This window comes from Pseudomonas sp. AL03, assembly GCF_029960815.1.
Lineage (GTDB): Bacteria > Pseudomonadota > Gammaproteobacteria > Pseudomonadales > Pseudomonadaceae > Aquipseudomonas.
In genome coordinates this window covers 72,713-98,389 of the sequence record NZ_JASBRE010000001.1, presented here as the reverse complement: position 1 = coordinate 98,389, position 25,677 = coordinate 72,713, and the positions used below count along the sequence as shown (strand labels likewise).

Annotated in this window: 21 protein-coding genes and 3 pseudogenes; 11 read left to right on the top strand and 13 right to left on the bottom strand. The window is 54.7% G+C overall.

Annotation, left to right across the window (positions count from 1 at the left end; translation table 11 throughout):
- Positions 1-73 precede the first annotated feature (73 nt).
- The 4 genes from QK293_RS00410 to radC all read left to right on the top strand — a co-directional run bounded on the left by QK293_RS00410 (position 74) and on the right by radC (position 3,630).
- Positions 74-1,042 (top strand): DUF932 domain-containing protein, encoded by a 969-nt coding sequence (locus tag QK293_RS00410; protein WP_282374911.1) that lies wholly within the window; start codon positions 74-76, stop codon positions 1,040-1,042.
- Positions 1,043-1,115: 73 nt separating this feature from the next.
- Entirely contained in the window at positions 1,116-2,120 is a 1,005-nt protein-coding gene (locus QK293_RS00405) for a lambda-exonuclease family protein (protein ID WP_282375323.1), read from the top strand.
- A 90-nt stretch (positions 2,121-2,210) separates the two neighbouring features.
- A complete protein-coding gene (locus QK293_RS00400; protein ID WP_282374909.1) occupies positions 2,211-3,116 on the top strand; it encodes a hydrolase or metal-binding protein in 906 nt (301 codons plus the stop codon).
- A 16-nt stretch (positions 3,117-3,132) separates the two neighbouring features.
- Complete coding sequence (gene radC, locus QK293_RS00395) at positions 3,133-3,630, top strand: DNA repair protein RadC (RefSeq protein WP_282374906.1); 498 nt, start codon at positions 3,133-3,135, stop codon at positions 3,628-3,630.
- 268 nt (positions 3,631-3,898) lie between these two features.
- On the opposite strand, the gene QK293_RS00390 is transcribed toward radC, so the two are convergent.
- From QK293_RS00390 to QK293_RS00360, 7 genes are all read right to left on the bottom strand, one after another.
- Entirely contained in the window at positions 3,899-6,937 is a 3,039-nt protein-coding gene (locus QK293_RS00390; RefSeq protein WP_282374904.1) for a type I restriction endonuclease subunit R, read from the bottom strand.
- On the bottom strand, positions 6,934-8,169 hold the full coding sequence (locus QK293_RS00385) for a restriction endonuclease subunit S (protein ID WP_282374902.1): 1,236 nt from the start codon (positions 8,167-8,169) through the stop codon (positions 6,934-6,936). The genes QK293_RS00390 and QK293_RS00385 overlap by 4 nt, the downstream gene beginning before the upstream one ends.
- Positions 8,166-9,167, bottom strand: coding sequence for a RhuM family protein (rhuM, locus tag QK293_RS00380; protein ID WP_282374900.1), 1,002 nt, complete (start codon positions 9,165-9,167; stop codon positions 8,166-8,168). Before rhuM ends, QK293_RS00385 begins: the two co-directional genes overlap by 4 nt.
- Positions 9,164-10,744 (bottom strand): type I restriction-modification system subunit M, encoded by a 1,581-nt coding sequence (locus QK293_RS00375; protein ID WP_282374897.1) that lies wholly within the window; start codon positions 10,742-10,744, stop codon positions 9,164-9,166. The genes rhuM and QK293_RS00375 overlap by 4 nt, the downstream gene beginning before the upstream one ends.
- Positions 10,745-10,833: 89 nt before the next feature.
- Positions 10,834-11,718, bottom strand: a complete 885-nt coding sequence (locus QK293_RS00370) for a WYL domain-containing protein (RefSeq protein ID WP_282374894.1) — start codon at positions 11,716-11,718, stop codon at positions 10,834-10,836.
- Positions 11,719-12,033: 315 nt separating this feature from the next.
- A complete protein-coding gene (locus QK293_RS00365) occupies positions 12,034-13,005 on the bottom strand; it encodes an inovirus-type Gp2 protein (RefSeq protein WP_282374892.1) in 972 nt (323 codons plus the stop codon).
- Between the two features lie 337 nt (positions 13,006-13,342).
- Entirely contained in the window at positions 13,343-13,570 is a 228-nt protein-coding gene (locus QK293_RS00360) for an AlpA family transcriptional regulator (RefSeq protein WP_282374890.1), read from the bottom strand.
- 436 nt (positions 13,571-14,006) lie between these two features.
- On the opposite strand from QK293_RS00360, the gene QK293_RS00355 reads away from it, so the two are divergent.
- Positions 14,007-14,831, top strand: coding sequence for a hypothetical protein (locus QK293_RS00355; RefSeq protein ID WP_282374888.1), 825 nt, complete (start codon positions 14,007-14,009; stop codon positions 14,829-14,831).
- 514 nt (positions 14,832-15,345) lie between these two features.
- A pseudogene (locus QK293_RS00350) lies at positions 15,346-15,543 on the top strand (hypothetical protein); the annotation flags it as partial.
- Between the two features lie 214 nt (positions 15,544-15,757).
- Here the strand turns inward: QK293_RS00350 and QK293_RS00345 are convergent.
- Positions 15,758-16,411 (bottom strand): GntR family transcriptional regulator, encoded by a 654-nt coding sequence (locus QK293_RS00345; protein WP_282374886.1) that lies wholly within the window; start codon positions 16,409-16,411, stop codon positions 15,758-15,760.
- Between the two features lie 213 nt (positions 16,412-16,624).
- On the opposite strand from QK293_RS00345, the gene QK293_RS00340 reads away from it, so the two are divergent.
- A complete protein-coding gene (locus QK293_RS00340) occupies positions 16,625-17,011 on the top strand; it encodes a VOC family protein (RefSeq protein WP_282374884.1) in 387 nt (128 codons plus the stop codon).
- Between the two features lie 56 nt (positions 17,012-17,067).
- On the opposite strand, the gene QK293_RS00335 is transcribed toward QK293_RS00340, so the two are convergent.
- The 5 genes from QK293_RS00335 to QK293_RS00315 form a co-directional block, all read right to left on the bottom strand.
- Positions 17,068-17,787, bottom strand: a complete 720-nt coding sequence (locus tag QK293_RS00335; protein ID WP_282374881.1) for an aldolase/citrate lyase family protein — start codon at positions 17,785-17,787, stop codon at positions 17,068-17,070.
- 473 nt (positions 17,788-18,260) lie between these two features.
- Positions 18,261-19,430 (bottom strand): Gfo/Idh/MocA family oxidoreductase, encoded by a 1,170-nt coding sequence (locus QK293_RS00330; protein ID WP_282374879.1) that lies wholly within the window; start codon positions 19,428-19,430, stop codon positions 18,261-18,263.
- Positions 19,431-19,457: 27 nt separating this feature from the next.
- Positions 19,458-20,486 (bottom strand): ABC transporter permease, encoded by a 1,029-nt coding sequence (locus tag QK293_RS00325; RefSeq protein WP_282374876.1) that lies wholly within the window; start codon positions 20,484-20,486, stop codon positions 19,458-19,460.
- A gap of 7 nt (positions 20,487-20,493) precedes the next feature.
- Positions 20,494-21,270, bottom strand: coding sequence for an ATP-binding cassette domain-containing protein (locus tag QK293_RS00320; RefSeq protein ID WP_282374874.1), 777 nt, complete (start codon positions 21,268-21,270; stop codon positions 20,494-20,496).
- A gap of 97 nt (positions 21,271-21,367) precedes the next feature.
- Complete coding sequence (locus tag QK293_RS00315) at positions 21,368-22,393, bottom strand: sugar ABC transporter substrate-binding protein (RefSeq protein WP_282374873.1); 1,026 nt, start codon at positions 22,391-22,393, stop codon at positions 21,368-21,370.
- Between the two features lie 175 nt (positions 22,394-22,568).
- Between QK293_RS00315 and QK293_RS00310 the strand changes: the two genes are divergently transcribed.
- The 4 genes and pseudogenes from QK293_RS00310 to QK293_RS00295 form a co-directional block, all read left to right on the top strand.
- Positions 22,569-23,678: a Gfo/Idh/MocA family oxidoreductase gene (locus QK293_RS00310; RefSeq protein ID WP_282374872.1), complete on the top strand. Its 1,110-nt coding sequence runs from the start codon at positions 22,569-22,571 to the stop codon at positions 23,676-23,678.
- An 80-nt stretch (positions 23,679-23,758) separates the two neighbouring features.
- A complete protein-coding gene (gene otnK / locus QK293_RS00305; RefSeq protein ID WP_282374871.1) occupies positions 23,759-25,051 on the top strand; it encodes a 3-oxo-tetronate kinase in 1,293 nt (430 codons plus the stop codon).
- Positions 25,048-25,299, top strand: a pseudogene (locus QK293_RS00300) (class II aldolase/adducin family protein); the annotation flags it as partial. The gene otnK and the pseudogene QK293_RS00300, both read left to right, overlap by 4 nt.
- Positions 25,299-25,472: pseudogene (locus QK293_RS00295) on the top strand (TIM barrel protein); the annotation flags it as partial. The pseudogenes QK293_RS00300 and QK293_RS00295, both read left to right, overlap by 1 nt.
- Positions 25,473-25,677: the final 205 nt, after the last annotated feature.

The following is a 25,677-nucleotide window of genomic DNA, read 5'->3' as shown; positions in this document are numbered from 1 at the left end:
CATTTATGACGTCCGGATGGTGCTGCGCGATGCGCAGCCTTAATGCCGGCGCGCACCCAAAGGAATCACCACCATGGCTCATTTCATCGAAACTATGGCCTACGCTGGCGTAACTCCCTGGCATGGCCTGGGCAATCAGCTCACTCAGAAACAACCCATCGAAGTTTGGCAACGCGAAGCTGGGATGGACTGGGCAATCCAAGAAAGCCCCGTTCACTTCAAAGCCGATACTGTCGGCCATCTCGGCAGCATCCACTCCTTCCCCGAGCAAAAGGTGCTCTACCGTTCCGACACCAAAGCACCGCTGTCGGTGGTTTCCCAGCGCTACCACACCGTGCAGCCTCGGGAAGTTTTGGAGTTTTATCGTGACCTCACCGAGGTCTCCGGTTACGAGCTGGAGACTGCGGGGGTACTCAAAGGCGGGCGCAAGTTCTGGGCACTGGCGCGCACCGGACAAGGCGCTGCCCTGAAAGGAAACGATCAGGTCAACGGCTATCTGCTGCTAGCCACGTCCTGCGACGGCACCCTGGCCACCACAGCAACACCTACCACGGTTCGAGTGGTGTGTAATAACACCCTGACCATAGCCCTGGACGGCACATCTCGTGCAATCAAGGTGCCGCACAATACCCGCTTCGATCCGAAGGCAGTGAAGAAGCAACTCGGCATAGCCGTCTCCGGTTGGGACGAGTTCATGTACCGCATGCGCCATCTCGCTGAACGCAAGGTCCAGTGGCATGAGGCTCTTGGCTACTTCATGGGCGTGCTGTGCGAGGTCAATCCGAGCAATCAACTACCGGAGCAACTACCCAACGAACGCGCCCTGCGCAAGGTGCAAGAGCTGTATGAAGGCCGTGGTCGGGGCAGCCAGTTGGACTCAGCACGCGGCACCGCCTGGGGCTTGCTCAATGCGGTGACCGAGTACGTCGATCACGAGCGCCGCGCACGTAGTAATGAGTACCGCATGGACTCGGCGTGGTTTGGTCAGGGTGCGCAGATCAAGCAACGCGCCCTGGATGCAGCCCTGTGTCTCGCAGCTTAACCCTTCTCGTCAATCGCCACGCCCGGTCAGCCTTGTGCTGGTCGGGCTTTTTTATGCCTGTAAGGTGAACACGATGAATGCAACCTCATTGAATAGCAGTACCCCTAAGCCCCGCCCTGCCCTTCGCCTGGTCAGCACTAAAGAGCTGCCGCGCGAGGACTGGCTCGCCATACGTAAACGAGGCATCGGTAGCTCCGACGCAGGCGCGGCGGTTGGCCTCAACCCGTACAAATCGCAGTTGGAGTTATGGCTTGAAAAAACCGGTCGCGATGCCACGTTACCGAAAATAGATCCTCAGGATGAGGAAAGCCCAGCCTATTGGGGCAACGTGCTGGAGCCCATCGTGGCCTGGCATTACAGTAAACGCACCGGTAAAAAAGTGCGGCGGATTAACGCCGTGCTGCAGCATCCAAACCCCGAACTGCCCTGGATGCTGGCCAACATCGACCGCGAGGTGATCGGCGCCGACGATGTGCAGATCCTCGAATGTAAGACTGCCGGCATAAATGGGGCACGCCTCTGGAACGAAGGCGTGCCCGAGTATGTAGAACTACAAGTGATGCACCAACTCGCCGTCACCGGCAAGCAGGCGGCAGATGTGGCGGTTCTGCTCGGCGGTCAGCACCTGGAGATCCATCGCATCGAGCGTGACGAGCAAATGATCGCTCGCCTGATCGAACTGGAGCGCAAGTTCTGGAGCTATGTGGAAACCGACACCCCGCCACCTGCCGACGGTAGCGCGTCAGCCGAAGCGGCTTTGCGCTGCTTATACCCGGAAGACAACGGCCAGACCGTCGATTTCAGCGGACATGCCGGGTTGGCGGCGGCCTACTTGGAGCTCAAGGCCGTTCGCCAATCCATCGGTGAGAAGGAAACGCGCGAGGCCCAACTCAAGCAGATGCTGCTGCAGGCTATGGGTGAGGCTACCCGAGCGGAGTTCAGCCACGGCTTTATCAGCTGGAAGAAAGCCAAGGACAGCAACGTGCTCGACGTGGATCGCATGCTCCAAGAAAAGCCCTACCTGCAGGTTCGCTACACCAAGGTCAAGCATGGAAGTCGACGCTTCCTGGTCGGCTAATCCCAACCCGCTCAACCATTCCCTCCCCTTGGCCAGTCCATGCAGTTAGCGCTGCGTGGCTGGCCTTTTTTCGTTTGCAGGAGAACCTCCATGCTCAAAGGTCTCGCTATAACCCCGCCGGTTCTCGGACGGATTTCTATCGGCAAGGTCATCGAGAAGAACGGCAAGCGCCTGCCGGAGAAGGATGACCAGTTCACCATCACCTCCCAGGTGCAAGGCAAGGACGGCTGGCTGCTGCACCCGCTAAATGACGAGCTGCGCCAGGGCAAGGACGACAAGCTGCGCAGCATCCCGGTGCGCCTGCTGTTTAACGAGCCTGAGCTGAACTTTCGCGCCGATTACACGCTGTTCGATCGTCAGTCCGGACGCCCTGTCTGCGTCGGCAACGGAGAGACCTGCAAGCGGGTCACCCCGGACGGTATGCAGTCGCTGCCTTGTCCGTCACCAGATTCCTGCCCGCTGGCAAAGGGCGGAGCCTGCAAGCCTTACGGCCGACTGAATGTGCTGATTGGTGATGACGATCCGCTGGGTAGCTTTGTGTTCCGCACCACGGGGTTCAACAGCATCCGTACCCTGGCCGCTCGACTGCACTACTTCCAGGCTATTTCTGGCAATCGACTGGCCTGTTTACCGCTGGAGTTGCGTCTACGCGGCAAATCGACCCGGCAAAGCCATGGCACGCCGATCTTTTACGTCGACCTGACGGTACGTGGTGACATCGACATGAGTGAGGCGCTGCAGGTTGCCAATGAGCTGGATGAACAACGGCAAAGCGCTGGCTTCAATCAGGTAGCTCTAGATGAAGCGGCACAACGTGGCTTCGGCAACGGTGCGTTCGAGGACAGCGAGGAAGACGCTGGCGCCATCGTCGAGGAGTTCTACCCCGCAGAGGAAAGCCAATTTCCAACCACCAACACTACACAGCGACCCGCGAAAGCCAGCCTGACTGAGAAGTTGGAGGCGCAGGCTTCGCGCCATACCCCGTCGTCAGATTAAGACCGAGGAGGTCAATATGCGCCTGCACAAGCTGAAGGCCAGTGAGTCAACCGGCACCTACCTGGTTGAGTCGCCGGTCACGGAAACCGACATCCTACTGATGGCCAGGCAACTGGCCAATCTGCGTCTGCGCCGGGGCCGTGCGCTGACTTCACCCCAAGAAGTGTCCAGCCACCTGCAGGCACTGCTGGCCGACTATGAACATGAAGTTTTCGCCATTCTCATGCTCGACAGCCAGCACCGAGTACTTGCCTTTCAGGAGCTGTTTCGCGGCACCCTTGATGGAGCAAGCGTTTACCCCAGGGAAGTCGTCAAGATCGCCCTGAAATACAACGCTGCCGCCATGATCTTGGTACACAACCACCCCTCAGGCGACCCCGACCCCAGTCAGGCTGACCGCACGCTCACCAAGAAACTGCAGGACGCGCTGAACCTGGTTGGCGTGCGCACGCTCGACCATATCGTGGTGGGCCATGAAGGCTGCGTGTCGTTGGCGGAACAAGGCTACCTGTGAGGCAAACAAACAATGAAGCTACTACGCGTTTTGGCTGCTGCTGCCATGTTTACCGGCATCCTCTCCGGGTGTCTGGCACTGCTACTCCTGGTGATTCTGATGGTTCGTTTTCCACCACTACTGATAGCCGTGCTGCTGACCTGCTGGATCATTAGCAGACTGAACACCAGATCAAAACCATCGCGATGAGTGCAACAAAAACAGCATGGGCAGCCTACAAGCTGCCCATGCTGTTGATTTGCTCGTTTCTTTTTTGGTTCGCTCAGCGTCAAGCCAGCCCGAAATAGCGCTCGAAAAACACTGCCAGCTTGCCCAGTACTGATTGCTTCTTGGCCGCATGCCCGTTGTTCTGCGAGAACCGCGACACGGGCGGCAGGATCTTGGTGATGGCAGTGCCACCAGTAGGGATACCGCCGTCACGGAAAGCATTATCAATGAACTCTCGCGCCGCCTCGGCGTTGAGGTTTTCTTCCGTGATGATGCGCTCCAGTTCCTCAGTCTTTTTGGCCGCCATGAAGCTCTGCCACTGAGCATCCACTTTGACCGTGGTATTGACCGACTCCACGAACTGAACGATGAGATCCTTCTTGTTGCGCAAGCTGGGGCTGGCGTTAATGGCACGCTCAATGGTGGCGCGGATTTCCTTATCGTCTCCTGTTCCCTTTTCCTTCAGGTACTGCTCTACCAGCAGCAGGATGTAATCGACGTTGACCTCCACCTGCTTGATGAGCTCGATCTCGAAGACCACATCATCGTTGATCGACTCCTTCTCCGCCTCGGACGTGGCACGAAACTCGGCGTACAGATTCAGGTAAAGGCTCTGGTAGTCCTGGAACTGCCGCTCGCTGAGAATTTCATGCCCTGCAAAATCGTCGAAGGCCGTCAGAATGTTTTTCAGCCGCAGAATCGAACCGAATAGTTTGATAAACGCCTTCTGCGCCGCTTCGCCGATGAGCGCCTGCCCCAGTGGGTACTTGTCGAGCAGCTCGCCGACTCGGGCTTGGTACTCAGCGTAATACTCGGCATAGGGTTTCAGCAGCACGATGCCCTTGGCGTCCTTGTTGCCGAACAGGGCGAGAGCATCGTTGGTTTCCTGCTCCAGATTGCGGAAGGAAACGATGTTGCCGTAGGTCTTGACCGAGTTGAGGATGCGGTTGGTGCGCGAATACGCCTGGATCAAGCCGTGCGCCTTGAGGTTCTTGTCCACCCACAGCGTGTTCAGTGTGGTGGCGTCGAAGCCAGTCAGGAACATGTTGACCACGATGACCAGATCCAGCTCACGCTTCTTCAGGCGCTGCGACAGATCCTTGTAGTAGTTCTGAAACTTGTCCGCCGAGGTGTCGAAGCTGGTAGCGAATAGCGCGTTGTAATCCTTGATCGCGACGTCCAGAAAGTCCCGCGAGCTTTGATCCAGCCCTTCAGCCTCGAACTCCTCTTCGCCGAGCAGCCCGTCTTCATCGTCCTCATTCGCAGCAAAGCTGTAGATCAGCCCAACCTTGAGGCGCTGGGCCTCAGGCAGATCCTTCTGCTGCGCGGCAAATTCAGCGTAGTAACGCTTGGCCGCATCAATCGAGGCACAAGCAAATAGCGAGTTGAACCCTGCTACTCGCTTGCCGTCATGGCGATAGGTACTGGCACGTTTGGTCTTCTGATCAAAATGCTCGCGGATATAGCCGACGATCTGGCTGATACGTTCCGGCGCTAGCAAGGCACGCTCGGTATCAATAGCCGAGACCTGTTTGTCCTTGATCCGCGCCTGCATCTTGAGGGTATTGATGTAGTCGATACGGAACGGCAGCACGTTCTTGTCGTTGATTGCATCGACGATGGTGTAGATGTGCAGCTTGTCGCCAAAGGCCTGCTCGGTGGTGCGGCGCAATGGGTTGCCGCCGGCTCCCGAGTTCTTCGCAAAGATCGGCGTACCGGTGAAACCGAACAGGTGGTAGCGCTTGAACACGCGGGTGATTTCGCTGTGCATGTCGCCGAACTGGCTGCGGTGGCACTCGTCGAAAATCACCACCACATGCGCGTCATACACCGGGTGTTTCTTGTTCTTGGCCACGAAGCGCGAGAGTTTCTGAATGGTGGTGATGATGATCCGCGCGTTCGGGTCTTCGAGTTGCTTCTGTAGCACCGAGGTGGAGGTATTGGAGTTGGCCGCGCCTTTCTCGAAGCGCTCGTACTCGCGCATTGTCTGGTAATCCAGATCCTTGCGATCGACTACGAAGAGCACCTTGTCGATGTCCGGCAAGCCACGGGCGAGTTGTGCAGCCTTGAAGCTGGTCAGTGTCTTACCAGACCCTGTGGTGTGCCAGATGTAACCGCCCGCCGCCAGCTTACCCAACTGCCTGTGGTTGGTTGAGGTGGCAATGCGCTGCAGGATGCCCTCGGCGGCCACGATCTGGTAGGGGCGCATCACCAGCAGCTTGCGATCCACATCGAACACGCAGTACTTGGTGAGTACGTTCAGCAACGAATGCTTGGCAAAGAAGGTTTTGGTAAAGCCCGTTAGTTCGGTGATGGACTGGTTGCGCGCGTCAGCCCACCAACTGGTGAAGGAAAAGCTGTTGGAGGCTTTGCTTTTACTGCGCTTGCCGGACTGCTCCTTCAAGTGCCCGTCGCGCACTGTGTTGCTGTAGTACTTGGTCAGCGTGCCATTACTGATCACGAACAACTGGACGTACTCGAACAGTCCGGAACCCGCCCAGAAGCTGTCGCGCTGGTAGCGGTTGATCTGGTTGAAGGCTTCGCGAATGTCCACACCACGACGCTTGAGCTCGACATGCACCATCGGTAGGCCATTAACCAACACCGTTACATCGAAGCGTGTTGCGTGCTTGCCACCACTCTCGCCGGCTGACGTTTCATACTGGTTGATCACCTGCAAGACGTTGTTATGGATATTGGCCTTGTCGATCAGGTAGATGTTCTTGCTGCTGCCGTCGTCGCGCTTCAAGACCTGAATGTGGTCTTCCTGAATACGTGCGGTTTTTTCCAGAATGCCGTCATTGCTGCCCGCAATGCAGGTCGTAAAGAAGCGCTGCCACTCGGCATCGGAAAACACGGTCTTGTTGAGCTGCTCCAGCCGAGCACGCAGGTTGGCGACCAGCTCGGCCTCTGTGCTGATCGTCAGGTACTCGTAGGCCTGCCGCTGCAGTTGCTCGATAAAGGCACCTTCAAGCGCTGCCTCGCTCTGGTAGCCGGTCTCGCGCACACCCAGTGCATCCGGCAGAAACTCGGCAACCACTGTGCTCTCGCTGGAGTGTGCAATGGCCTCGTAGCGATAAGGCTTCGTGTCTTCGCTCATGCGGCTTCCTTGAAGGTGAGCAAACGGTCGCGGTAATGCGCGTACTGCCGACGGCGGGCAGCGATCTCGGCGGGCAGGCCGACGGATATATCATTTACCAGCGCATCGAAGTTTTCGAGGATCGCGACGATACGTGCCTGCTCCTCAGGTGAAGGAACAGGGATGGCCAACTTGGCGAGGCTTTCTGCGGACAAGCGCTTGACCTTGGCTCGGGCCACAAACTTGTTTTTCTCTGCGTGAAACGCCGTGGTCTGGAAGTAATAGGACACAAAGCGCGGGTTCAGCGAGTGACGGAAGGCAAAGCAGTCGTCATGAATCGCTACCTCACCACAGCCGAGCCATGCTACGGCCTTACCCACATCCTCAACCGTCTCGCCCACGCCCGCGATTATCAAATCGCCTGGCTTCGCAAAGCGTAAGGTAGATGGCATATCGGTGCGCACATGAGAGACCGTTGTCTCGGTGACGGTGCCATACTGCGTATAGATGTCACCATAGTGAATGCACTCGATTCCGGCATCCACATAGTCTGCTTTAGTAAAACGCCGCCCCCGAAAGAACTCGCCGACCTCGCCCATCGCGGCCCAGCGAATATCTTGATCGCTGAAAGCGAGCAAGGCGTCGCGGTAGTACTTGTACTGCCAGCGACGCGCCTCAAGCTCCGCCTCAAGCTCCGCCTCAAGCTCCGCCTCAAGCTCCGTGAAAGTGTCCAGCACTTTCACGATTTTGCGTTGGATTTCGAGGGGCGGAACCGGAATCCGAATCTTCGCAAGGCTCTTTGCCGAAACGTCGATAACTTTCGTGCCCGTCGCATGTCTTTTCTTCTCTGCGAAGAAACGCGGTGTTTGGAGGTAGTAGGAGAGGTACTTCGAGTCTTGACTGTGCTTTAGCACCGTGGCGTGCCCCCCAGTGACAACTTGCTCGTCGCCTAGCCACGCCACAGCCTTGCAGACGTCCTCGATATTCTCACTGGTATTTGTAATGACCAGATCGCCCGGGTCGACCTTGGCAAGGCTCCTCGCTTTTTCTGCAGAGACAAACGACGTTGTTTCCGTAGTCCAAGTGCCGTAATAGGTGTAAATCTGGCCGTAATGGATACATCCAATCCCTGATTCCACGAAATCAGATTTCGGCATTCCGTTACCTCTAACCAGTTCGCCTAAGTCACCGATTGGCCTAAATTCCACCCCCTCCGGGCAAAGCTCGGCAATTAACGCCTCAATCCGGCTCATGGCTTTTTCTTCCCAGTAATTTTCTTCTGCACCGTCTTCACGGTTTCCAGATAGGCCCCTTCCACCTCGCTCGGCTGCTCGGCTAACTGGGCACGAAATTTGGCGTATTCCGTTTCTGCGTGAGCAATCGCCTGCTGATGGCTGACTTTTCCAGCACCTTCCAGGGCCTTGCCGCCCATGGCTAGGATCAACTGCTCCAGGTGGGCGAGCCAATCCTTCATATAGGTCGGTTCATGATTCATGGCACGGAACTCGGCGGCATCGAAATAGGCCGAGACCAGGGTGTTCAGACGTTTCAGTTCGTCGGCGTTGAGGTAATTCTTGGCGTTGGTGACTTCGGCCTTGGTTGGCTGTTTGCCACCGAAAGACAGCAGGCCCATAAAGGGTTTACCGGCATCAGCACGCTGCTTGACCACTTCCGCAGCAGTCTGGCCGTGGGCCGCGTAATGCAGCTTGTTCTGCACGGCTTTGAAGAACAGCACGCTGGCTTCGGCCTTGGGGTCGTAATCCACGCTGGTGGAGTAAAGGTCGAGCACCTGACGGTAGAGCACCTTCTCGCTGGAGCGAATGTCGCGGATGCGATCCAGCAATTCTTTCCAGTAGCTGCCGCCGCCCAGATTCTTCAGGCGCACGTCATCCATGGTGAAGCCCTTGACCAGGTACTCACGCAAGCGCTCGGTGGCCCAGATGCGGAACCGGGTGCCCTGCTGCGACTTGACCCGGTAGCCGACCGAGATGATGACGTCGAGGTTATAGAAGTTGGTCGGTTTGGTAGAAAATTCGGAAATTCCGATTTTTCTCATCACCTGTTCCGGCACCAGCTCGCCTTCCTCGAAAACGTTCTTGATGTGCTCGCTGATGGTCGACTTAGCCTTGCCAAACAGCTCCGCCATTTGCTCTTGGGTCAGCCAGACCGTATCACCGTCTAGCCGCACATCGATGGCGGTTGCATCGCCACGCTGGTAAAGAACGATCTCTCCTGCTGGCTGCTCGCTCATGCCTGCTCTCCTTCCAGGTCTGCAACGATGGCGTCGATCTGCTTTCTCAACTCCGCTTGCCTGGCAACGATGCCGCTGATTTTTTTGTTGAGCTCACAAATGTCCACCGTTTCACTGGTGTCTGCCTGTTCGACGTAGCTGGAAACAGCGATGTTGTAGCCGTTAGCGGCAATCTCGTCGTTCTCGACCAGGCGCGCGAAGTGATCGAGGCTTTTTCGACCAGAGAATGCGTCGAGGATTTTCTGCTGGTACTCGGGCAACAGTTTGTTCTTGTTGCCACTACGCACGAACAGGGCGGAGGCGTCGATGAACAGTGTGGCGTTGTCGCGCTTAGACTTTTTTAACACGACGATGCAGGTAGCGATGGTGGTGCCGAAGAACAGATCGGGCGGCAACTGGATCACGGCATCGACGTAGTTGTTGTCGACAAGGTACTTGCGAATTTTGGCTTCCGCACCGCCGCGATAGAGCACGCCTGGATACTCAACAATCGCTGCGGTGCCATTGACCGCCAGCCAGCTCAGGATATGCAGGGTGAAGGCGAGGTCGGCCTTGCTCTTAGGTGCGAGTACGCCTGCTGGGGCAAAACGCGGGTCATTGATAAGCAGCGGGTTGGCATCACCATCCCATTTGATCGAGTACGGCGGATTGGAGACGATGGCCTCGAAGGGCTCGTCGTCCCAGTGCGCAGGATCGGTCAGCGTGTCGCCGTGGGCGATGTTGAACTTCTCATAGTTCACGTTGTGCAGGAACATATTGATCCGGCACAGGTTGTAGGTCGTGAGGTTGATTTCCTGGCCGTAGAAGCCCTGACGCACCTTGTTGTGCCCCAGCACCTTGGAAAAGCTGAGCAACAGCGAGCCGGAGCCGCAGGCTGGGTCATAGACCTTGTTGACCTGGGTCTTGCCCACCACGGTGATACGGGCCAGGAGCTCGGAGACTTCCTGCGGGGTATAAAACTCACCACCGGACTTGCCGGCGGTGGAGGCATACATCTGCATCAGGTATTCATAGGCGTCGCCGAACAAGTCGATGCTGTTATCAGAAAAGTTGCCCGAGCTGTTGCCGAGCGGCAGATCTCCGATGGCATCGAGCAGCTTCACCAGCTTTTCGTTGCGCTTAGCCACGGTGGGGCCAAGCTTACTGCTATTGACGTCGAGATCGTCGAACAGCCCCTTGAAGTCATCCTCGCTACCAGCACCTAAAGCGGAAGCCTCAATGTCTTTGAATACCTGGGACAAGGTTTCGTTGAGATTCGGGTCATGGCGGGCGCGGCGGCGCACATTGGAGAACAGGTGTGAAGGGAGGATATAGAAGCCTTTTTCCTGAACCGTCTCGTAACGCCCCAGGATCGCGTAGGCATCTGCCAAGTCGCTGTAGTCAAAATCCGCGCTTCCCGCGCGGCGCTCCTGTTCGTTGAGGTAGTTGGTCAGGTTTTCCGAGATGAATCGGTAGAACAGCATGCCGAGCACATAAGTCTTGAAGTCCCAGCCATCGACACTGCCGCGCAGGTCGTTGGCGATGCGCCAGATGGTTTTGTGCAGTTCGGCGCGCTCAAGCTCTTTGGTGTTGCTCATGGTCAAATATTCACTCTAAGATTTCAGTTCACCAGACGCGCGGAAGTCCACAGGCACTACGCATCTTGGCTTTAAAGCAGTCGCGCTGGTCAGTCCACGCGGTAACCAGGTGCCAGCACCGCCGTCTCAACCCCGTAGAGCAGCAGCGGGTCTTTCAGCCAAAGTCGGTATTCAGCACCACGTAGGCGGTGGTCCGGCGAGCAGTCGATGCTCCATTTACGCAGTACGTAACCAGCAGTTGCCCCACGCAACCTCAAGCGCAACGCACCATCGCTCATGCCAAAATCCATGGCAGTGATATCCGAGTGCGGTTGATCCGGGTGAGGCACCAACTCGACCTCCAATATCCGACTCCACTGGACATCCTGTTCTGGGCGCTCGTGTTCAGCGACAGGAGACTCCGTCAGCAGTTTTGGCCTTCTGATGCGGGTAATCACGAAGTCCCGGAATGCCTCGCGCTTGCGATCATAGCCACGTACATGCCAGCGCAGGCCCGTATCGATCAGGGCAAAGGGAACAATTTCTCTCTGGGTCTTGCCGCTAGCCAGGGAGTAGTACTCCACTCGTAGAGGGCAGCGGTGGTAGATGGCGCGGGTCACAATACCCAGCGTGTCCAGATCCGGCTGGGTAAGCCGCCCGGACGTTACGCAGGAGACTCCCGGCGCACTGCTTGCCGGCTCGCCATCGCCAAACCCTTCTGCGAGCCAGGCCAGTACCCGGTCAGCGGAGAAGCTGAAGATCGGCCGAAACTCTTTGGTTGGCGTATAGATTTTGCTACTACGGTCATATGCCAGGTTGTTGCCTGCCAGCTCGCGATAGGTGGCTAGATCGCGCGTGGCGGCAGCCGTTTGAATACCGAAACGCTGAGTCAGATCCTGTCGCCCTATCTCTCCGACAAACCGCAGACGCAATTCGAGGTAAGCCAGGCGGTCACGTTGGGCTTGCGTTAGCTGCGAGAGAACTTCAGTGGTCATGGCTACGCTGGTCGTGGTGAAAGCGGAGGACAGCATAAATTGCGATCACAACACCCGCAATTAAAAATCACGAAAGCGATATTTACAGATCATTTTGATTCGTAATAGCCTAAGGCAATCTTCGGGTTCTGCGCTGCTCAGCCCCTCACTTTAAGGACGGATCTTCCCATGTGGTTGTTTACCAATTTCGGATTCTTTTCGGTCGTAAGGAAAGACGAAAGCGATGACCTCACCGTTCGCAGCCGTACCAGGAGCGACCACATCAAGCCCCCTGGATTCTGGCTCAGTTAACACCCTGCACGATGACGCTGCCCGCTACCCTCGACGAGGACGTTTCAGCTGACCAGTCCGCAGGCATCGAGCGCCCTCAGGCCTCAAGCGCAGGTGCTGAGCATCTTTGACGAGATACTTCACCACCTTGTGGACATGGCGCCGAATCGCTCGATCACTCCTCTCGATGCGACCGATACCACAGTCGTCACCGTACTGATCCTTATCGTGGTTGCAGCTGTACATGTAGCCCTGGCCCTGCGTGACGTCTTCCCACAGCTCGCCGAGCTGAATGGCCTTGTAGACATCTCCACGCACCTCGTTGCCATTGAAGAAGTAGGCAGCATGAATGTGGTAGCCCCCACCATCATTTCGATCGCCTTGTTCCACTGAGTACATGTGGCCGATGAGGTGCTCGAAGACTGGGTTACGCCTGTGCTCGTAGATCAGTTTATCCAGGTCATCGAACACGCGCTCGACTCGCAGCCTGGCCTGTGCCTCGGAACGGTAGTGGAAGTCGACCCTGATGATGGTGATGCGCGAGTAGAACTCACATAAGGCATCGGCGTAGTCGCAGACTTGGATCTCCTGCTCCTTGGCTTGGCGGCGGAGGTCGTGCTTCCTGCGGAGATACCACCGCTCACGAGTCAACTGACGGATTCGGGCGACCAAGACGTTCATGCTGTGATGATGATCAAGGTAGGCCGTACCCCTTTCATTAAGGCAGGCAGGACCACTGGGGTGACGCTCTAGCCCGATATCCTGACAGGCCTCCCTGAACGCTTGCAGATGCTCGCTGTAGCTATATTCGATACGGCCTTCGAATAGGTCGACCATCTGCTGGATGTGATCGAAGTATCGAGAGAGTCTGGTCTCTTGCACGCGTTCGTACCCTGTGCGGGTTTGCTTGATGCGGAATGCCGGTGAATCGAAATCCTCGATAGCCTGGACAAGTCGCTCGATCTGAAGGGCAATGTCTGATTGGGAAAAGTAGGTGTAAGTCTTGCGATTGGTCATGGATGGGTACCTGGTTGCTTATTGTGCATAACAGGCCCGTGTTGTGTATTTTTTAACCAACGACCTATCCCTACCTCTGCAGTAGGTGTCGTACTGAGTAAGCTCAAATGGCTATTGAATGGTTAGTTATTGATAGTAAATAGCTATATCACTAGAAGCAGCTCAACCCATTACCAACCCTCCCAGCGAGACCTGGCAATGGGGAGCAACATTGCCCTGCCCGCCGAGAGATTTGCCAAATCGCAGCCTGGGAGAGTTAGCTGAGAATTCCGAATTCTTCCATGCGGCATAAACGCCATGACCAGCTACCAACCGGTCATGGCGTAAATGGTGGTTTCTAGCTGACCATGCTCAGGCGACCAGGTCGTGCTGAAGCGTTCTCAGCCAGATCACGCTCCTCGATCCTTGCCAGAATCCAATCATGCACTTCGCTGTCGACCCAGCCGACACAGCGGTCGCCCAGTGATACCGGCTTCGGGAAGGTGCCCTCCCCGATGTACTTGTAAATAGTTGACCGGGCCAGGCCGGTCGAATCTATGACTTCTTTCAGGCGGATGATCCTCATGAGCAGGCTCCTCTATTGGCTCAGAGGATCTGCAGGGGCGGTTAGAAAAAACTTTGTCATCCGCATAGAACAAAGCCTAGGTTCTTTGCCTTAGTTAGCACCTCCCCCTTGCTTTCTCTACCTTGCACTTTGCCTTATTACTGCAAAGCAAATGCTCGTCTATCTAGCCATGAATCTCTGCCTAGGCTCGTCAGCTTGCAATGCTCCTTCTCGCATCAGGAAAACTCAAGATTGCCGCGACTTCAGTGAAGCCCTGAGCATCTGGAACCGTGCGGGCTTTATGGAAAGCTTTTTAAAGGCTACAAACCCTTGAAACCTGGACATTCAATACATTTTCTAGACATCTATAATCAAACTATTATACATCTATAAAAAATTATATAATCACGCTAAAAATCATCTATTTTTGTCCTATAAAAGCCCCTGGGAGATTAAAATGAGCAGCGTCGAAAACGCCCCCCTTCGCGCGATGAAGATGCCCGTGAGGGAGATCGTTTGGCTATGGCATACGCTGTCAAATGAAGGAATCGACTTTGACGATTGCCAACTCAACAGCACGGTCATGCGAAGTCAGATAGCTGCGCACCTCACCTCAAAGCTCATTGCGGCACTCGAACATGCCAAGGGCACGCAGCTTCTACCCGACGATGACTTCCGATGGGTCTTGAAGGATGGTCGACAGCCGGCCTGGATAGTACGAAAAACCCTACAATTCATAGGTGAAATGAGACTTCCACAGCCACTAGAAACGTTGCCGATCCGGCAACAAGTAATCGCAGTTTTTGACCTCTGGAACGCCCGCCTAAGCGACAAGAAAATGGCTTTGAGCGACCTCGAACATGCATGGCGTGAACACCTACAACACGACAAACTATTCAACTGGTTCAAGGGAAAGGACGAGGAAGCAAAATGCTCACTGGCTTGGGACTGGATGAAGACGCACCAGCCTCAACTAACCCGAAGCGCCCCTCCTTTCACACGCCACAGCGAGCTGCTGGAGTTTTTTGACCGTCGCGATGCGACCCCAGGCGAGAAGGAACTCTACACTGCCAAAATCAAACGGCGCTGGAGCACACAAAAGACGCGAGAGAACTCACCCACTAAGAAGCAGTACAATTTTGTACTCTCCAACGAAGTTAACACCACCCTCGATAAGCTCGCTCAAGAGCATAAACTGTCCAGGACGAAAATCCTCGAGCAGCTCATTCTCAATGAGGCGGAGACCGGCCTGCAGCTCGGACAGGCCTTAAGAAAGTTTTAGATTGGAAGGACGGTATTCCAAAAGGTATTCCAACTCATAAATTAACTTATTTTTTTATAACAAAATCATAAAGTTACGTTACCAGTTCAGATTACCCCGGCCCACCACTATCCTTGCACAGCGCCCCATTCGTGGGGCGTTGTGCTGTCCAGGGCTAGCGTTTCAGCTAGTGCGCCACTGAGGTGTGACATTCAGGTGAGGCATTTCCGGTGCCTACCATGCAGCGCAACCCTTCTTATCTGACTCTCAACCGCCACGGAACCTTCTACTTCCGTCTTGTTATTCTCAGCACCTGCGCTTGCTCCTTAACGGCCGACGTGAAGTCAGACGGACACTCAAAATAGATAGCCTAACGTTGGCCCAGCTGACGTGCGCGGCAGTATGCTGCTCGTTACCAAGCAGCCTTTGACAAAGTGACGAACGTGATAGAACGGGACGAACTGGGCTTTCAGAGGACGACTACACCGAGCAGCTGGATCTGATGCCGGATTTTTCCAGCCCGACAAGCGCAGACAAGCCCGAGCATCAGTTGCGGCACAGCGAAGAGAGCGGTGACTATGGCCTTGACCCGGCGATTGCGGCTGGCAGTGACAAAGAGAAGAAGCGCTTGTCGGAGATCATCCAGGCGCTCAACGACATCTTTGGTGCCGAAGTGAGCGACGAAGACCTGCTGCAATTCCTCACTGGCATCGCCAATCGCATCAGCCGCCAGCCATTATCGGCTGTGACCGCAGAAACGAATAGGTAGGATCGAGGAATTCACTCAGCTGATGGGCTTGCAACATGAAGCTCATGTTTCACCATCCAACACCCGTTTTCGCATCATCCACAGGTTCACCAAGGGAAATAACGTGGCCTGCAGCGCGGTGTTTAACCCAAACCCCAAAACCGCACCTTTCTCTAGCTCAGAGTTTCCTCAGGCCTCACTAAACACTGTCGTGGCGCGTCCCGTAGCGCTGTTCGTAAGCACGAATATAAGCATTGGGAGAGTCCGGCAAATGTGCTTTCACCACTTCGATCAAAGCTTGCCGATCAGTGCCGCTCATCGCCGCCAGAATCGCCAAGTGATCCCTCTCCACTTTTTTCAGATGTCCTGGATCTGCGTATTTGACTGCCCTGATCAGGTGGGCCTGTTTGGCGCAATCAACAATGATCTCGACCAGCTTGCTATTATTACAGGCGGAATATTGGGCTTGATGAAATTCGATATTCAGATAGAACACTGCACGCAGATCTCCTGCAGCAATGGCGGCCGAATGGCGATTTTGAATCTCCCGCATTTTCGTCAAGATCGGTTCTGGCGCTGGCAGCGGCGTACGCATTGCAGCGGCGACTTCCATTACCTCCCGCACCTCATAGATTTCGGTCACTTCAGTCGGCGTCAGTTCGCGTACAAATGCACCGCGATTCGGGATGCGCGTGATTAATCCGGCAGCGTGCAGATCCTCGAGCACATCCCGGATGACGTGACGTTTTTCATTGAATCGTGCAGCCAAATCCTCTTCGACCAGCTTCTCTTTTGAATGAAGAATGCCAAAAACAATTTCTTCTTCCAACTGCTGAACTACATCTGCACGCATTCCAGATCCTCAGATTTTCCTGATTTTTTTGATTGCCGGGGGCTTACGTATGCAGCGCTGGCATGCCCTTTTTCCAGCACTGTTTACGTAAGCCCTAAGTGCAATTTACTGCCGGCATAATACCAAAAATTCTTCAACGATAGTGGTAAATGTATTGTTGACAATTTGTCCGACAATGTCCACAGTGAAATTCCATAACAAAAGGTGCCCAATATGAAACTTAGTAAGCTGGAGCATTACAATATAGAAACCGTAAAACCGGAAGAGACCGTCAGGTTTTACACTGAGGCCCTAGGGCTGGAAAACGCCCCACACCGCCGCCCCGACGTCAGCCGACCAGGAACCTGGATTTACGTAGGCGATGTGGCGGCCATTCATATAAATTTCGTCGAAGTCGATCAATCTGGAAAAACAGGCGCCATCGATCATGTCGCTTTTGAGGGGCACGATTACGTAGCATTTTGTCACCATCTGCGTAATCTCGGCATTGAATTCGAAACAGTGGAATCGCCGACATTAAATCTGGCACAGATATATGTTATCGATCCAAATGGCATCCGCATCGAAATCAATATCCGTGGTGAAAAACTCGGATCCTAAGGCCTGATAGTTATTCCTGACCCATTACATGTAATAGGTCAGGAACATCGCACTGTTTATAGGTCGGCGGTTATCTGCATTTCCGCAATGATTGCTCCCGTGGCCTTGCGCAGCAAACCGGCATCGTTCATCACTGTCACCAAATCGCAACCAGACGCCACCATCACACGTGCGAAAGCCACATCCGGACAAAAAATGCCGACGCGCAGATTATGAGCGCGGGCAACCTGGATAACGCGCTCTAGTTCCCTGATTACTCGTGGTGAGAGTGGATTACTAATCACACCTTCCAGCGTCATGGACAAATCGCTAGGTCCAATGTAAAGACCATGCAAACCCGGTACGCTAGCGATCTGTTCAAGATTTTCCAATGCCAGCTTAGTTTCCATCATTGCCCACGACAGCACGGCTTCATCAGCACCGTTAACGTAATCGGCACCGCCATATAAAATACCGCGCGCCGGGCCATAACTGCGGTCGCCATGAGGGGGATAACGCATCGTTCTTACGAAAGCTTCGCACTGGTCGCGCGTGTCGATCATAGGACAGATGACACCATATGCCCCCATGTCGAGCACTTTCTGAATTAGCCAGGCAGTATTGGCTGGCACCCGCACCATGGGCACTGCAGCCGTAGTTGAGATTGCTTGCAGCATACTGAGCGCTGTCTCTATATCAAACATGCCATGTTGAAGGTCAACCGTAACCGCATCGTAAGGCAAATGCGCCACCACCTCGGCGCTGTAACTGGAGCCTATCGACAACCACGCATTCAACGCGCATCTGCCCTGCTGCCATACTTCCTGTAACCCGTTTGCTCGCATATTTTTTACCTACATTAAATGTTCGACACAGCAGCACGACTCGCTTTATTGACTTAGCCGGCGGCACAGGACGGTTGCAAGAGCTAAGTGCAACACAGTTACCGAGTTGAAAGATGAGTGTAATGTTGCAAACCCATCCGCTAAGTGGATACTTCGATCGGACACCGCCAACTAAATCACTTGGACATGTTGATATTTAGAAAGTACGCAAACTTGTCCAACTTCTTTTTTCTGTATTTGGACAGATCGTTGTCTTTGGGTAAAAACATAGTTTGCAGACGAGCGCAGGCTTTTTAAAATTGCTCTAAATTACGCGCTACTCACCCGCCATGTTTTTTAGAAAAAAAGCGCGATACATTTATAGAACATGGCAGCACCCTAACGAACAGCAAGGTACTGCACTCAGTTTTACGGCCACCTCGTAATTACAAGGGTTGCCAGTCACCATCTTTCTGGTTTGATGCAGTAGCGGCGGCAATCATGCGCATACCGGCGACACCATCGGCAATGGTTGGCAGATTGCCCATCAAATCCGAGCTACCCGTACCGGTGCGGGCGGCTACCAACGCCAGCGCAGCTTCTGCATAGATATTGGCAAAAGCCAGCGGATAACCTTCCGGGTGCCCTGGCCGGAAACGCGAAGAGCGCGCGACAAAATCAGAAGTGCCGTCCTGCCCCGATCGCAGAATCATCTCTGGTGTTTGAAGCGGTCGAAAATGAAGATATTCGGCATTCTCTTCACGCCATTCAATCGAAGCCTGGTCACCATAAATACGGAATGACAAACCATGCTGGCTGCCAGTGGCGACATAGCTTGCCCACAGGCGACCAACAACACCTTCCTTATAGTCGAAATCGAGATAAGCGTTGTCATACACTTCTCGTCGCGCGGCCAACGTCTGCATGCGTGCAGACAAACGCTGCGGCAGCATGCCAGTGATATAGCTCATCAGATGATAAGCATGCGAACCGACTTCGCCAAGTACAGCTTCTTTACCCATCGATGCGGCACGAAAGCGCCAATGTCGCTGTGCTGGATCTTCCACCTCCACCGATACTCCCGGCGCACCGCCAGCAAATTCCACCTCTATCATGCGTAGACGTCCCAGCGCACCTGACCTGACCAGGTCACGCGCATGGCGAACCATGGGGAAGCCGGAATAACAATGCGTCAGTACAAACAGACGCCCCGACGATGCTACGCATGCAGCGAGTTCCTCCGCTTCCGCGACGGTCTTGGTCAGGGGTTTTTCGCAGATGACATCGATGCCCGCATTAAGAAACGCCATCGCAACGTCTTTGTGTATTTGGGGCGGCGTTGCAATCACCACCACGTCGATGCCATCTGTACGCGCCGCTTCACGCCTCGCCATATCGCGATAATCGTCGTAAATGCGATCAGGCGATACCAGCAACCCCGCGCCAGTCGCGCGCGATATTTCTTGATCAATCGAAAAGGCACCAGCGACCAGCTCATAGCAACCATCGGTTTGGTAAGCAATTCTGTGCGTTTCGCCGATGACCGAGTCAAAGCCACCGCCCACCATGCCAAGCCGCAAACGGCGGCCGAGTTTCGTTAAAATAGTTGAGTACATGTTTGTGTCCTCGTGCGAAAGTGATAGTCATTTTTGTCGTGCGCGTGCTTTTGTAAGAGTTGCTTCATATGAAACACGGATCGTATCGAGATACACAGCGCCGATTAGCACCACTCCCACCACGATCTGTTGTAAAAATGGATCCATACCAAAGACATTCAAGGCAAAGCGGATAGTCGCCATGACTAGAGCGCCGCTAACCGCTCCCATCACACTACCGCGTCCACCCATCAAACTAGCGCCACCAATGACTGCAGCAGCAATCGCATCTAGTTCATAACCGAGACCAATCCCAGGATGTGCTGAACTGACGCGTGACGACAGCACAATCGCAGCACAGCCAACAGTGAAACCGGCAAACATGTAGATTTTAATTCTTAGTCGTTTAACATTGACACCTGCACGCCTGACACTTTCTTCGCTGGCCCCACTCGCATATGTGTAGCGACCCAAGGGACGCTGGGTAAATATATAGTGAGCCAAGATAGCAACTACAGCCACAATCCAGATCGGGAATGGAATGCCTAGCAGTTCACCATTCCCGATGTAATCAAACCACTCCGGAAAGCCGTACAATGCATAACCACCAGAAAGTTTCAACGCCGTTCCTTGAGCGATTCCTAACATGCCAAGCGTGACGATGAAGGCCGGGATTCGGCCATAGGCAATCAAGAAACCATTAATGGCGCCACCTACTATACCTAGACCAATGGCAATAACCATCGCTCCAGACATCGGTATACCTAGTGAAGTAGTGGCGACCGCCATCACCACCATCGACAGCGACATCATGGTGCCGACAGAGAGATCAATACCGCCGGAAATGATTACCAGCGTCATGCCGATCGCAAGCAAAGCATTAACCGATGCCTGCAAGCTGATGGTCATCATGTTGGCAGTGCTGAAGAACGCTGGATGGATAAGCGTTATGACCAGAAAAATAACGATCAGAAGCAACAAGGGGCCGATTACATCGAATAAATGCCAGAAAGAAAATGAGAACACTTTTTCGGCTGGTGTTTCGGCTGGAGTTTTGGAGTGAATATTCGCGGACATAAGGCACCTAAGCAATAAGTTGAATTGGAGCGGTGGCAGCAGTCTTCATTTCACCGGTGATGATAATGTTGGCCAACTCTTCTTTGCTGATTGCCGAGGTCGCCACCTCGCCGACTTTGCGACCGTTTTTCATGATCACGCAGCGGTCGCACACCTCCATCACATCGTGCATATTGTGAGTGACATAAATGATTGCCATGCCACGTGCCCGCAACTCTTTCACCAGCGCCAGCACTTTGCGAGTCTGGGCGACACCGAGCGCAGCCGTCGGTTCATCCATGATGATCACACGGCAATCGGCATTGACCGCTTTGGCGATGGCGACCGATTGCCGTTGACCGCCAGACAAGTCCTTGACCATGGCATCCACGCTAGGCAAATCGACGGCAAGCTCCACCAGCAGCTCAGTGGCTCGGCGTCGCATGCGTGCAGTATCGAAAAAAGACAGGCCGGGGAATATCGATTTGCGCAGCTCCTGCCCCAAGTATAAATTAGCCACGACGCTGAGGTTGTCGCAAAGCGCCAGATCCTGGAACACCGTCTGGATACCGGCCTCAAGGGCGGCCTTTGGTGTAGGAAATTCGATTTTTTCACCCGCTAATATGATCTCTCCCTCCTCGGGTATATAGGTACCCGAAATGACTTTGATCAGCGTCGACTTACCTGCACCGTTATCACCCAGCAAAGCAACAACTTCGCCAGCATTGAACTCGATAGAAACATCGTCGAGCGCGAATAGCGCACCAAACTGCTTACGCACATTGTGAATTGAGAGAAGTGACATGTACTCTTCCTATCTTGGATAGTGTTTTTATTAATCGGACCTGAGTTGGGTAACTGCTTGGCTTTGCTCGTCATGCATTGCTTGCAATTAAAGTAACTTAGCTCTTCTGCAGGTCTATCCGCAGGGCGTAATCATCAACATTTTCTGGCGTCACAAGCAACATACCGGAGTCGATAAGTGCGGGATAATCCGAAGACTGCTTTTTGCCCGACATCAATTGCGCCAATATCTCGACCGCTTCGCTGCCCATTACATCGGGATACAAGGAAATAGTGCCTGACATTTTGTGTTCCCAGATCTGTTTGACCGCTTCGGCAACGCCATCAAAACCAACTATCTTGACCTCTGAAAACTTTCTAGCTTGGACGATATTGCCTTTGGCTTCTGCTTTTTTTGCCTCCCGCTCAAGAACTTGGCGAGCGCCTAGAGCCATCATGTCGGATGCGGCAAAAATAAGATCTATATCCTGATGGGCCGTAATAATCGCCTCGGTAGCTTGTACCCCACCCGGCAATGTCCAGCGTCCAGTAATGGAACTGGCCAGTTTAATCTCAGGGTACTTCTTGAGCGCTTCATGAAAACCTTGCGTGCGCTGCGCCGCTGTTGTGCCGCCAGGCTCACCTTCCAGCATCGCAACTTTTCCTTTCGCATTGATCAGTTTGGCGCTGAAATCGGCAGCGGCGCCCGCAGCCTTGATGTTGTCGCCCTGAATCAACGTGACATGACCATCGCCGTCTGTACTAGCGTCAACCAGTACGACAAAGATGCCTGCTTGCTTTGCCTTGCGCACCACATTACCTAAGCCCCGTGCGACCGTCGGCGCCAACACAATACCGCCAAACTCGCCACGGGCGATCAGCGCTTCGATAATGTTTATCTGATCTAGTACCGCAACATCGCTGCTGGAACTGAAACGTTCGGTAGAGATACCGAGCGTTGCTGCAGTACGTTCCGCTGCTTCAGCGATCTTGATTTGAAAAACATCATTAATGAGTGTCTTTGGCAGGATGGCGATCTTTTTGCCCGTACCAGCGATAGCGCCAAGCACCCCGCCACATGCCAGTACAGCGCTGGCTCCTAGCAGGATCTGTCCAAAACGGCGGCGCGAGAATTCTGTATTCATGTCTGCCTCTTTTTATTGGTTGCCCTTCAAGCGAGGTGCATTGGGGCCAGCATAGAATCATCGACAATTTTGTCAACAATTTATTTGACATTTGCTCTTAACCTCATCATGTTGCGCTTGCAGCACAAAGACGCGCTATTCGCACCATACAAAAACAAAATAAGGAAAAAACACGATGATCAGAATTGGCTTAATAGGCGCGGGCTTTATCGGCCAGATGCACGCATTGGCTTTCCGTAATGCCGCTATGGCAAGTTGGTCGCCCAAAATTGATATCCGCTTGGTCGCCCTGGCAGATCAGAATGTCGAACTCGCCGCAGAAGCCCAGAAGCGCTATGGTTTCGAACGCATCACTACTGACTGGCGTGAAGTGGCAGGTGCTGCTGATATTGATCTGTTGATCAACTGCGGGCCCAATCATCTTCACGCGGAACCGTCAATTGCGGCGGCCCAAGCTGGCAAGTCGGTATTCTGCGAAAAGCCACTGGCTGGTTCCGCCGATCAGGCTTATCAATTGTGGAAAGGAGTTGGGGCAACCGAAGCCACCGCAATGTGCGCCTTCATGCATAGATCAATCCCTGCGCTCAATCTGGCACGAGAAATGATCAAGTCAGGCGAGCTTGGTGAAATTCGTCATTTTCGCTCCCGCTTTTTACTCAACATGGTGACTGGCGATCCTTTGTCTTGGCGCTTCAGTCGTTCGCAAGCAGGCCTTGGTGCACTGGGCGACCTTGGATCACACCATATAGATCAAGCGCGTTTCCTGGTTGGTGAAGTGAGCTCGGTAGCCGCCATGACCAACACTTGGACTAAAGACCCAGCAGGCAAAGTGATTGACGTGAACGACGACTCCTTCGTCTGTGTTGCCCAACTGGACAACGGCGCCAGCGCCTCGTTCGAAGCGTCGCGAGTAGCCAGCGCCCATAATCTTGGCGGCTTCATTGAAATTGACGGGAGCAAGCGTTCAATCGCATTTCATATGGAGCGCCTGAACGAACTCGTTATTTACGAACCAAAACGCGGTTCGCGCACTCAGATGGTCACTCAAGCGGATCATCCCTACAGTGATTTCTGGCTGCCTATCGGCATCCAAGGCCAGCATCCACTCGGCTGGAACGAATGTTTCGCCCATCAAGCTCGACATATGCTCGAAGCGGTAGCAGCAGGCAAGCTAATTGCGCCGCGCGCAACTTTTGAGGATGGTTATCGGGTAGCCGAAATTGTGGAGACGATTGCCCGTTCGGCACAATCACGCTCATTTGAGACCGTTAACTTTCGCTCATGAAAGGGCTGTGTTTCACAAGTCCCTGTTTGCCACGACGAACTAAAATCGAGATGCGTTGCATCACGATTGAGGAACTCAACATGTTGACTGCCGCTGCCCACCCCCTGCTGGGCTGCATTGCTGACGATTTCACCGGTGCCACGGACCTTGCCAACATGCTGGTGCGCGGCGGCATGCGCACCGTGCAAAGCATCGGCATACCCGGTGCCGATGTCGCCGGCCAGCTCGACGCCGACGCTATCGTCATCGCCCTGAAGTCTCGGACCGTGCCGGCTGCCGATGCCGTGAAGGAGGCGCTCGAAGCGTTGCGCTGGCTGCGTGAGCGTGGCTGCGAACAGATTTTCTTCAAATACTGCTCGACCTTCGACTCGAGCGCGGCCGGCAATATCGGCCAGGTAAGCGAAGCCCTGCTTGGCGCACTGAACAGTGATTTCACCCTCGCGTGTCCAGCCTTCCCGGAAAACGGTCGCACGGTCTTTCGCGGGCATTTGTTCGTACAGGACCAATTACTCAGCGAGTCGGGCATGCAGCATCACCCGCTGACACCGATGACTGACGCCAATCTGGTTCGCGTGCTGCAATCGCAGACCCAGGGCAAAGTCGGCCTGCTGCGCTCTGACACCGTGTCCAAGGGAGTCGAGAGCATTCGAACCTGCATGGCGCAGCTTCGCGCCGACGGTATACGCATGGCGGTCGCCGATGCCTTGTCCAATGCGGATCTCTACGTATTGGGCGAAGCCTGCGCCGATCTTGCGCTGTTGACGGGTGGCTCGGGGCTGGCGCTGGGCTTGCCGGATAACTTTCGTCGTGCCGGTAAATTACGTGACCTGGACGCCGCTCAAGTGCCAAGGGTGGAAGGCGGCGAAGTGGTTCTCGCCGGCAGCGCTTCGCAAGCCACCAATGGGCAAGTAGCGACCTGGTTGCAGGCAGGTCGTCCGGCCTTTCGTGTCGACCCGCTGGCATTGGCTGCGGGTAATCCAGTCGTTGAGGAGGCGCTGACCTTCGTCGGTGACAGTGCAGAAACGGTACTGATCTACGCCACCAGCACCCCGGATGAGGTCAAGGCCGTACAACGTGAGTTGGGGACCGAGCGCGCGGGGAACATGGTTGAGCAGGCCATGGGCAGGATAGCCAGCGGGCTGCACAAGACAGGTATTCGTCGCTTTGTGGTCGCCGGAGGGGAAACCTCGGGGGCCGTGGTTCAGGCTCTGAATATCCAGCTATTGCGGATCGGTGCGCAAATCGACCCTGGTGTGCCCGCATGCGTCAGTACGCCTGGGGAACCACTGGCCCTGGCGCTCAAGCCCGGCAACTTTGGTGGCCCTGATTTCTTCGCCAAGGCTCTTAAACAACTGGCGGGAGTTCAAACATGAGCAGCGAAAACGCCCTGCGTGAAGAGATCTGTGACGTCGGCGGTCTGTTGTATAGCCGTGGCTACACGGTAGGTAGTGCCGGCACAACATCAGCGCCCGGCTAGAGACGGTTGGCTGATCACTCCCACGGACGCTTGCTGGGCCGTCTGGACCCGGCCTCGATTTCCAAGGTTAACCTGCTAGGGGAATGGGTCAGCGGAGACAAACCGTCAAAAACCCCGGCCTTGCACCGTCAGGTCTATGAACGGCCAAGCTTGGCATCACCGTTTTGCTGGAGCCGATCAACACCCGCGACATTCCGGGGTTTTTCCTCAACCACCAACATCAAGCACAGGCCATCTGCAAAGCAGTCGCCAAGGCCAATCTCAAGGTCCAGTTCGACATCTACCATTGTCAGATCGTAGAGGGTGACGTGGCGACGAGCACTGCGCTGGATACTGCGGTCCACTGATGTCCGCTTTGGGAAGTGGCCCTTGCTAACAGGTAGCTATCGGCCTGGACGCAGTCCTTTATGGTCACATCTGGAGCCCCAGTAAAAGCGCGTCACCGCTTCCTCTCTTTCAGAAAACCGACTGATTGGTATCGATTTCAGCCCTTCGCGACAGGCAGAAATCGGCCAAAAACAG

Bases quoted from the DNA above. Each gene is read 5' to 3' on its own strand.
- QK293_RS00410 (WP_282374911.1), top strand. From the start codon at position 74: ATGGCTCATTTCATCGAAACTATGGCCTACGCTGGCGTAACTCCCTGG.
- QK293_RS00405 (WP_282375323.1), top strand. From the start codon at position 1,116: ATGAATGCAACCTCATTGAATAGCAGTACCCCTAAGCCCCGCCCTGCC.
- QK293_RS00400 (WP_282374909.1), top strand. From the start codon at position 2,211: ATGCTCAAAGGTCTCGCTATAACCCCGCCGGTTCTCGGACGGATTTCT.
- radC (WP_282374906.1), top strand. From the start codon at position 3,133: ATGCGCCTGCACAAGCTGAAGGCCAGTGAGTCAACCGGCACCTACCTG.
- QK293_RS00390 (WP_282374904.1), bottom strand. From the start codon at position 6,937: ATGAGCGAAGACACGAAGCCTTATCGCTACGAGGCCATTGCACACTCC.
- QK293_RS00385 (WP_282374902.1), bottom strand. From the start codon at position 8,169: ATGAGCCGGATTGAGGCGTTAATTGCCGAGCTTTGCCCGGAGGGGGTG.
- rhuM (WP_282374900.1), bottom strand. From the start codon at position 9,167: ATGAGCGAGCAGCCAGCAGGAGAGATCGTTCTTTACCAGCGTGGCGAT.
- QK293_RS00375 (WP_282374897.1), bottom strand. From the start codon at position 10,744: ATGAGCAACACCAAAGAGCTTGAGCGCGCCGAACTGCACAAAACCATC.
- QK293_RS00370 (WP_282374894.1), bottom strand. From the start codon at position 11,718: ATGACCACTGAAGTTCTCTCGCAGCTAACGCAAGCCCAACGTGACCGC.
- QK293_RS00365 (WP_282374892.1), bottom strand. From the start codon at position 13,005: ATGACCAATCGCAAGACTTACACCTACTTTTCCCAATCAGACATTGCC.
- QK293_RS00360 (WP_282374890.1), bottom strand. From the start codon at position 13,570: ATGAGGATCATCCGCCTGAAAGAAGTCATAGATTCGACCGGCCTGGCC.
- QK293_RS00355 (WP_282374888.1), top strand. From the start codon at position 14,007: ATGAGCAGCGTCGAAAACGCCCCCCTTCGCGCGATGAAGATGCCCGTG.
- QK293_RS00345 (WP_282374886.1), bottom strand. From the start codon at position 16,411: ATGCGTGCAGATGTAGTTCAGCAGTTGGAAGAAGAAATTGTTTTTGGC.
- QK293_RS00340 (WP_282374884.1), top strand. From the start codon at position 16,625: ATGAAACTTAGTAAGCTGGAGCATTACAATATAGAAACCGTAAAACCG.
- QK293_RS00330 (WP_282374879.1), bottom strand. From the start codon at position 19,430: ATGTACTCAACTATTTTAACGAAACTCGGCCGCCGTTTGCGGCTTGGC.
- QK293_RS00325 (WP_282374876.1), bottom strand. From the start codon at position 20,486: ATGTCCGCGAATATTCACTCCAAAACTCCAGCCGAAACACCAGCCGAA.
- QK293_RS00320 (WP_282374874.1), bottom strand. From the start codon at position 21,270: ATGTCACTTCTCTCAATTCACAATGTGCGTAAGCAGTTTGGTGCGCTA.
- QK293_RS00315 (WP_282374873.1), bottom strand. From the start codon at position 22,393: ATGAATACAGAATTCTCGCGCCGCCGTTTTGGACAGATCCTGCTAGGA.
- QK293_RS00310 (WP_282374872.1), top strand. From the start codon at position 22,569: ATGATCAGAATTGGCTTAATAGGCGCGGGCTTTATCGGCCAGATGCAC.
- otnK (WP_282374871.1), top strand. From the start codon at position 23,759: ATGTTGACTGCCGCTGCCCACCCCCTGCTGGGCTGCATTGCTGACGAT.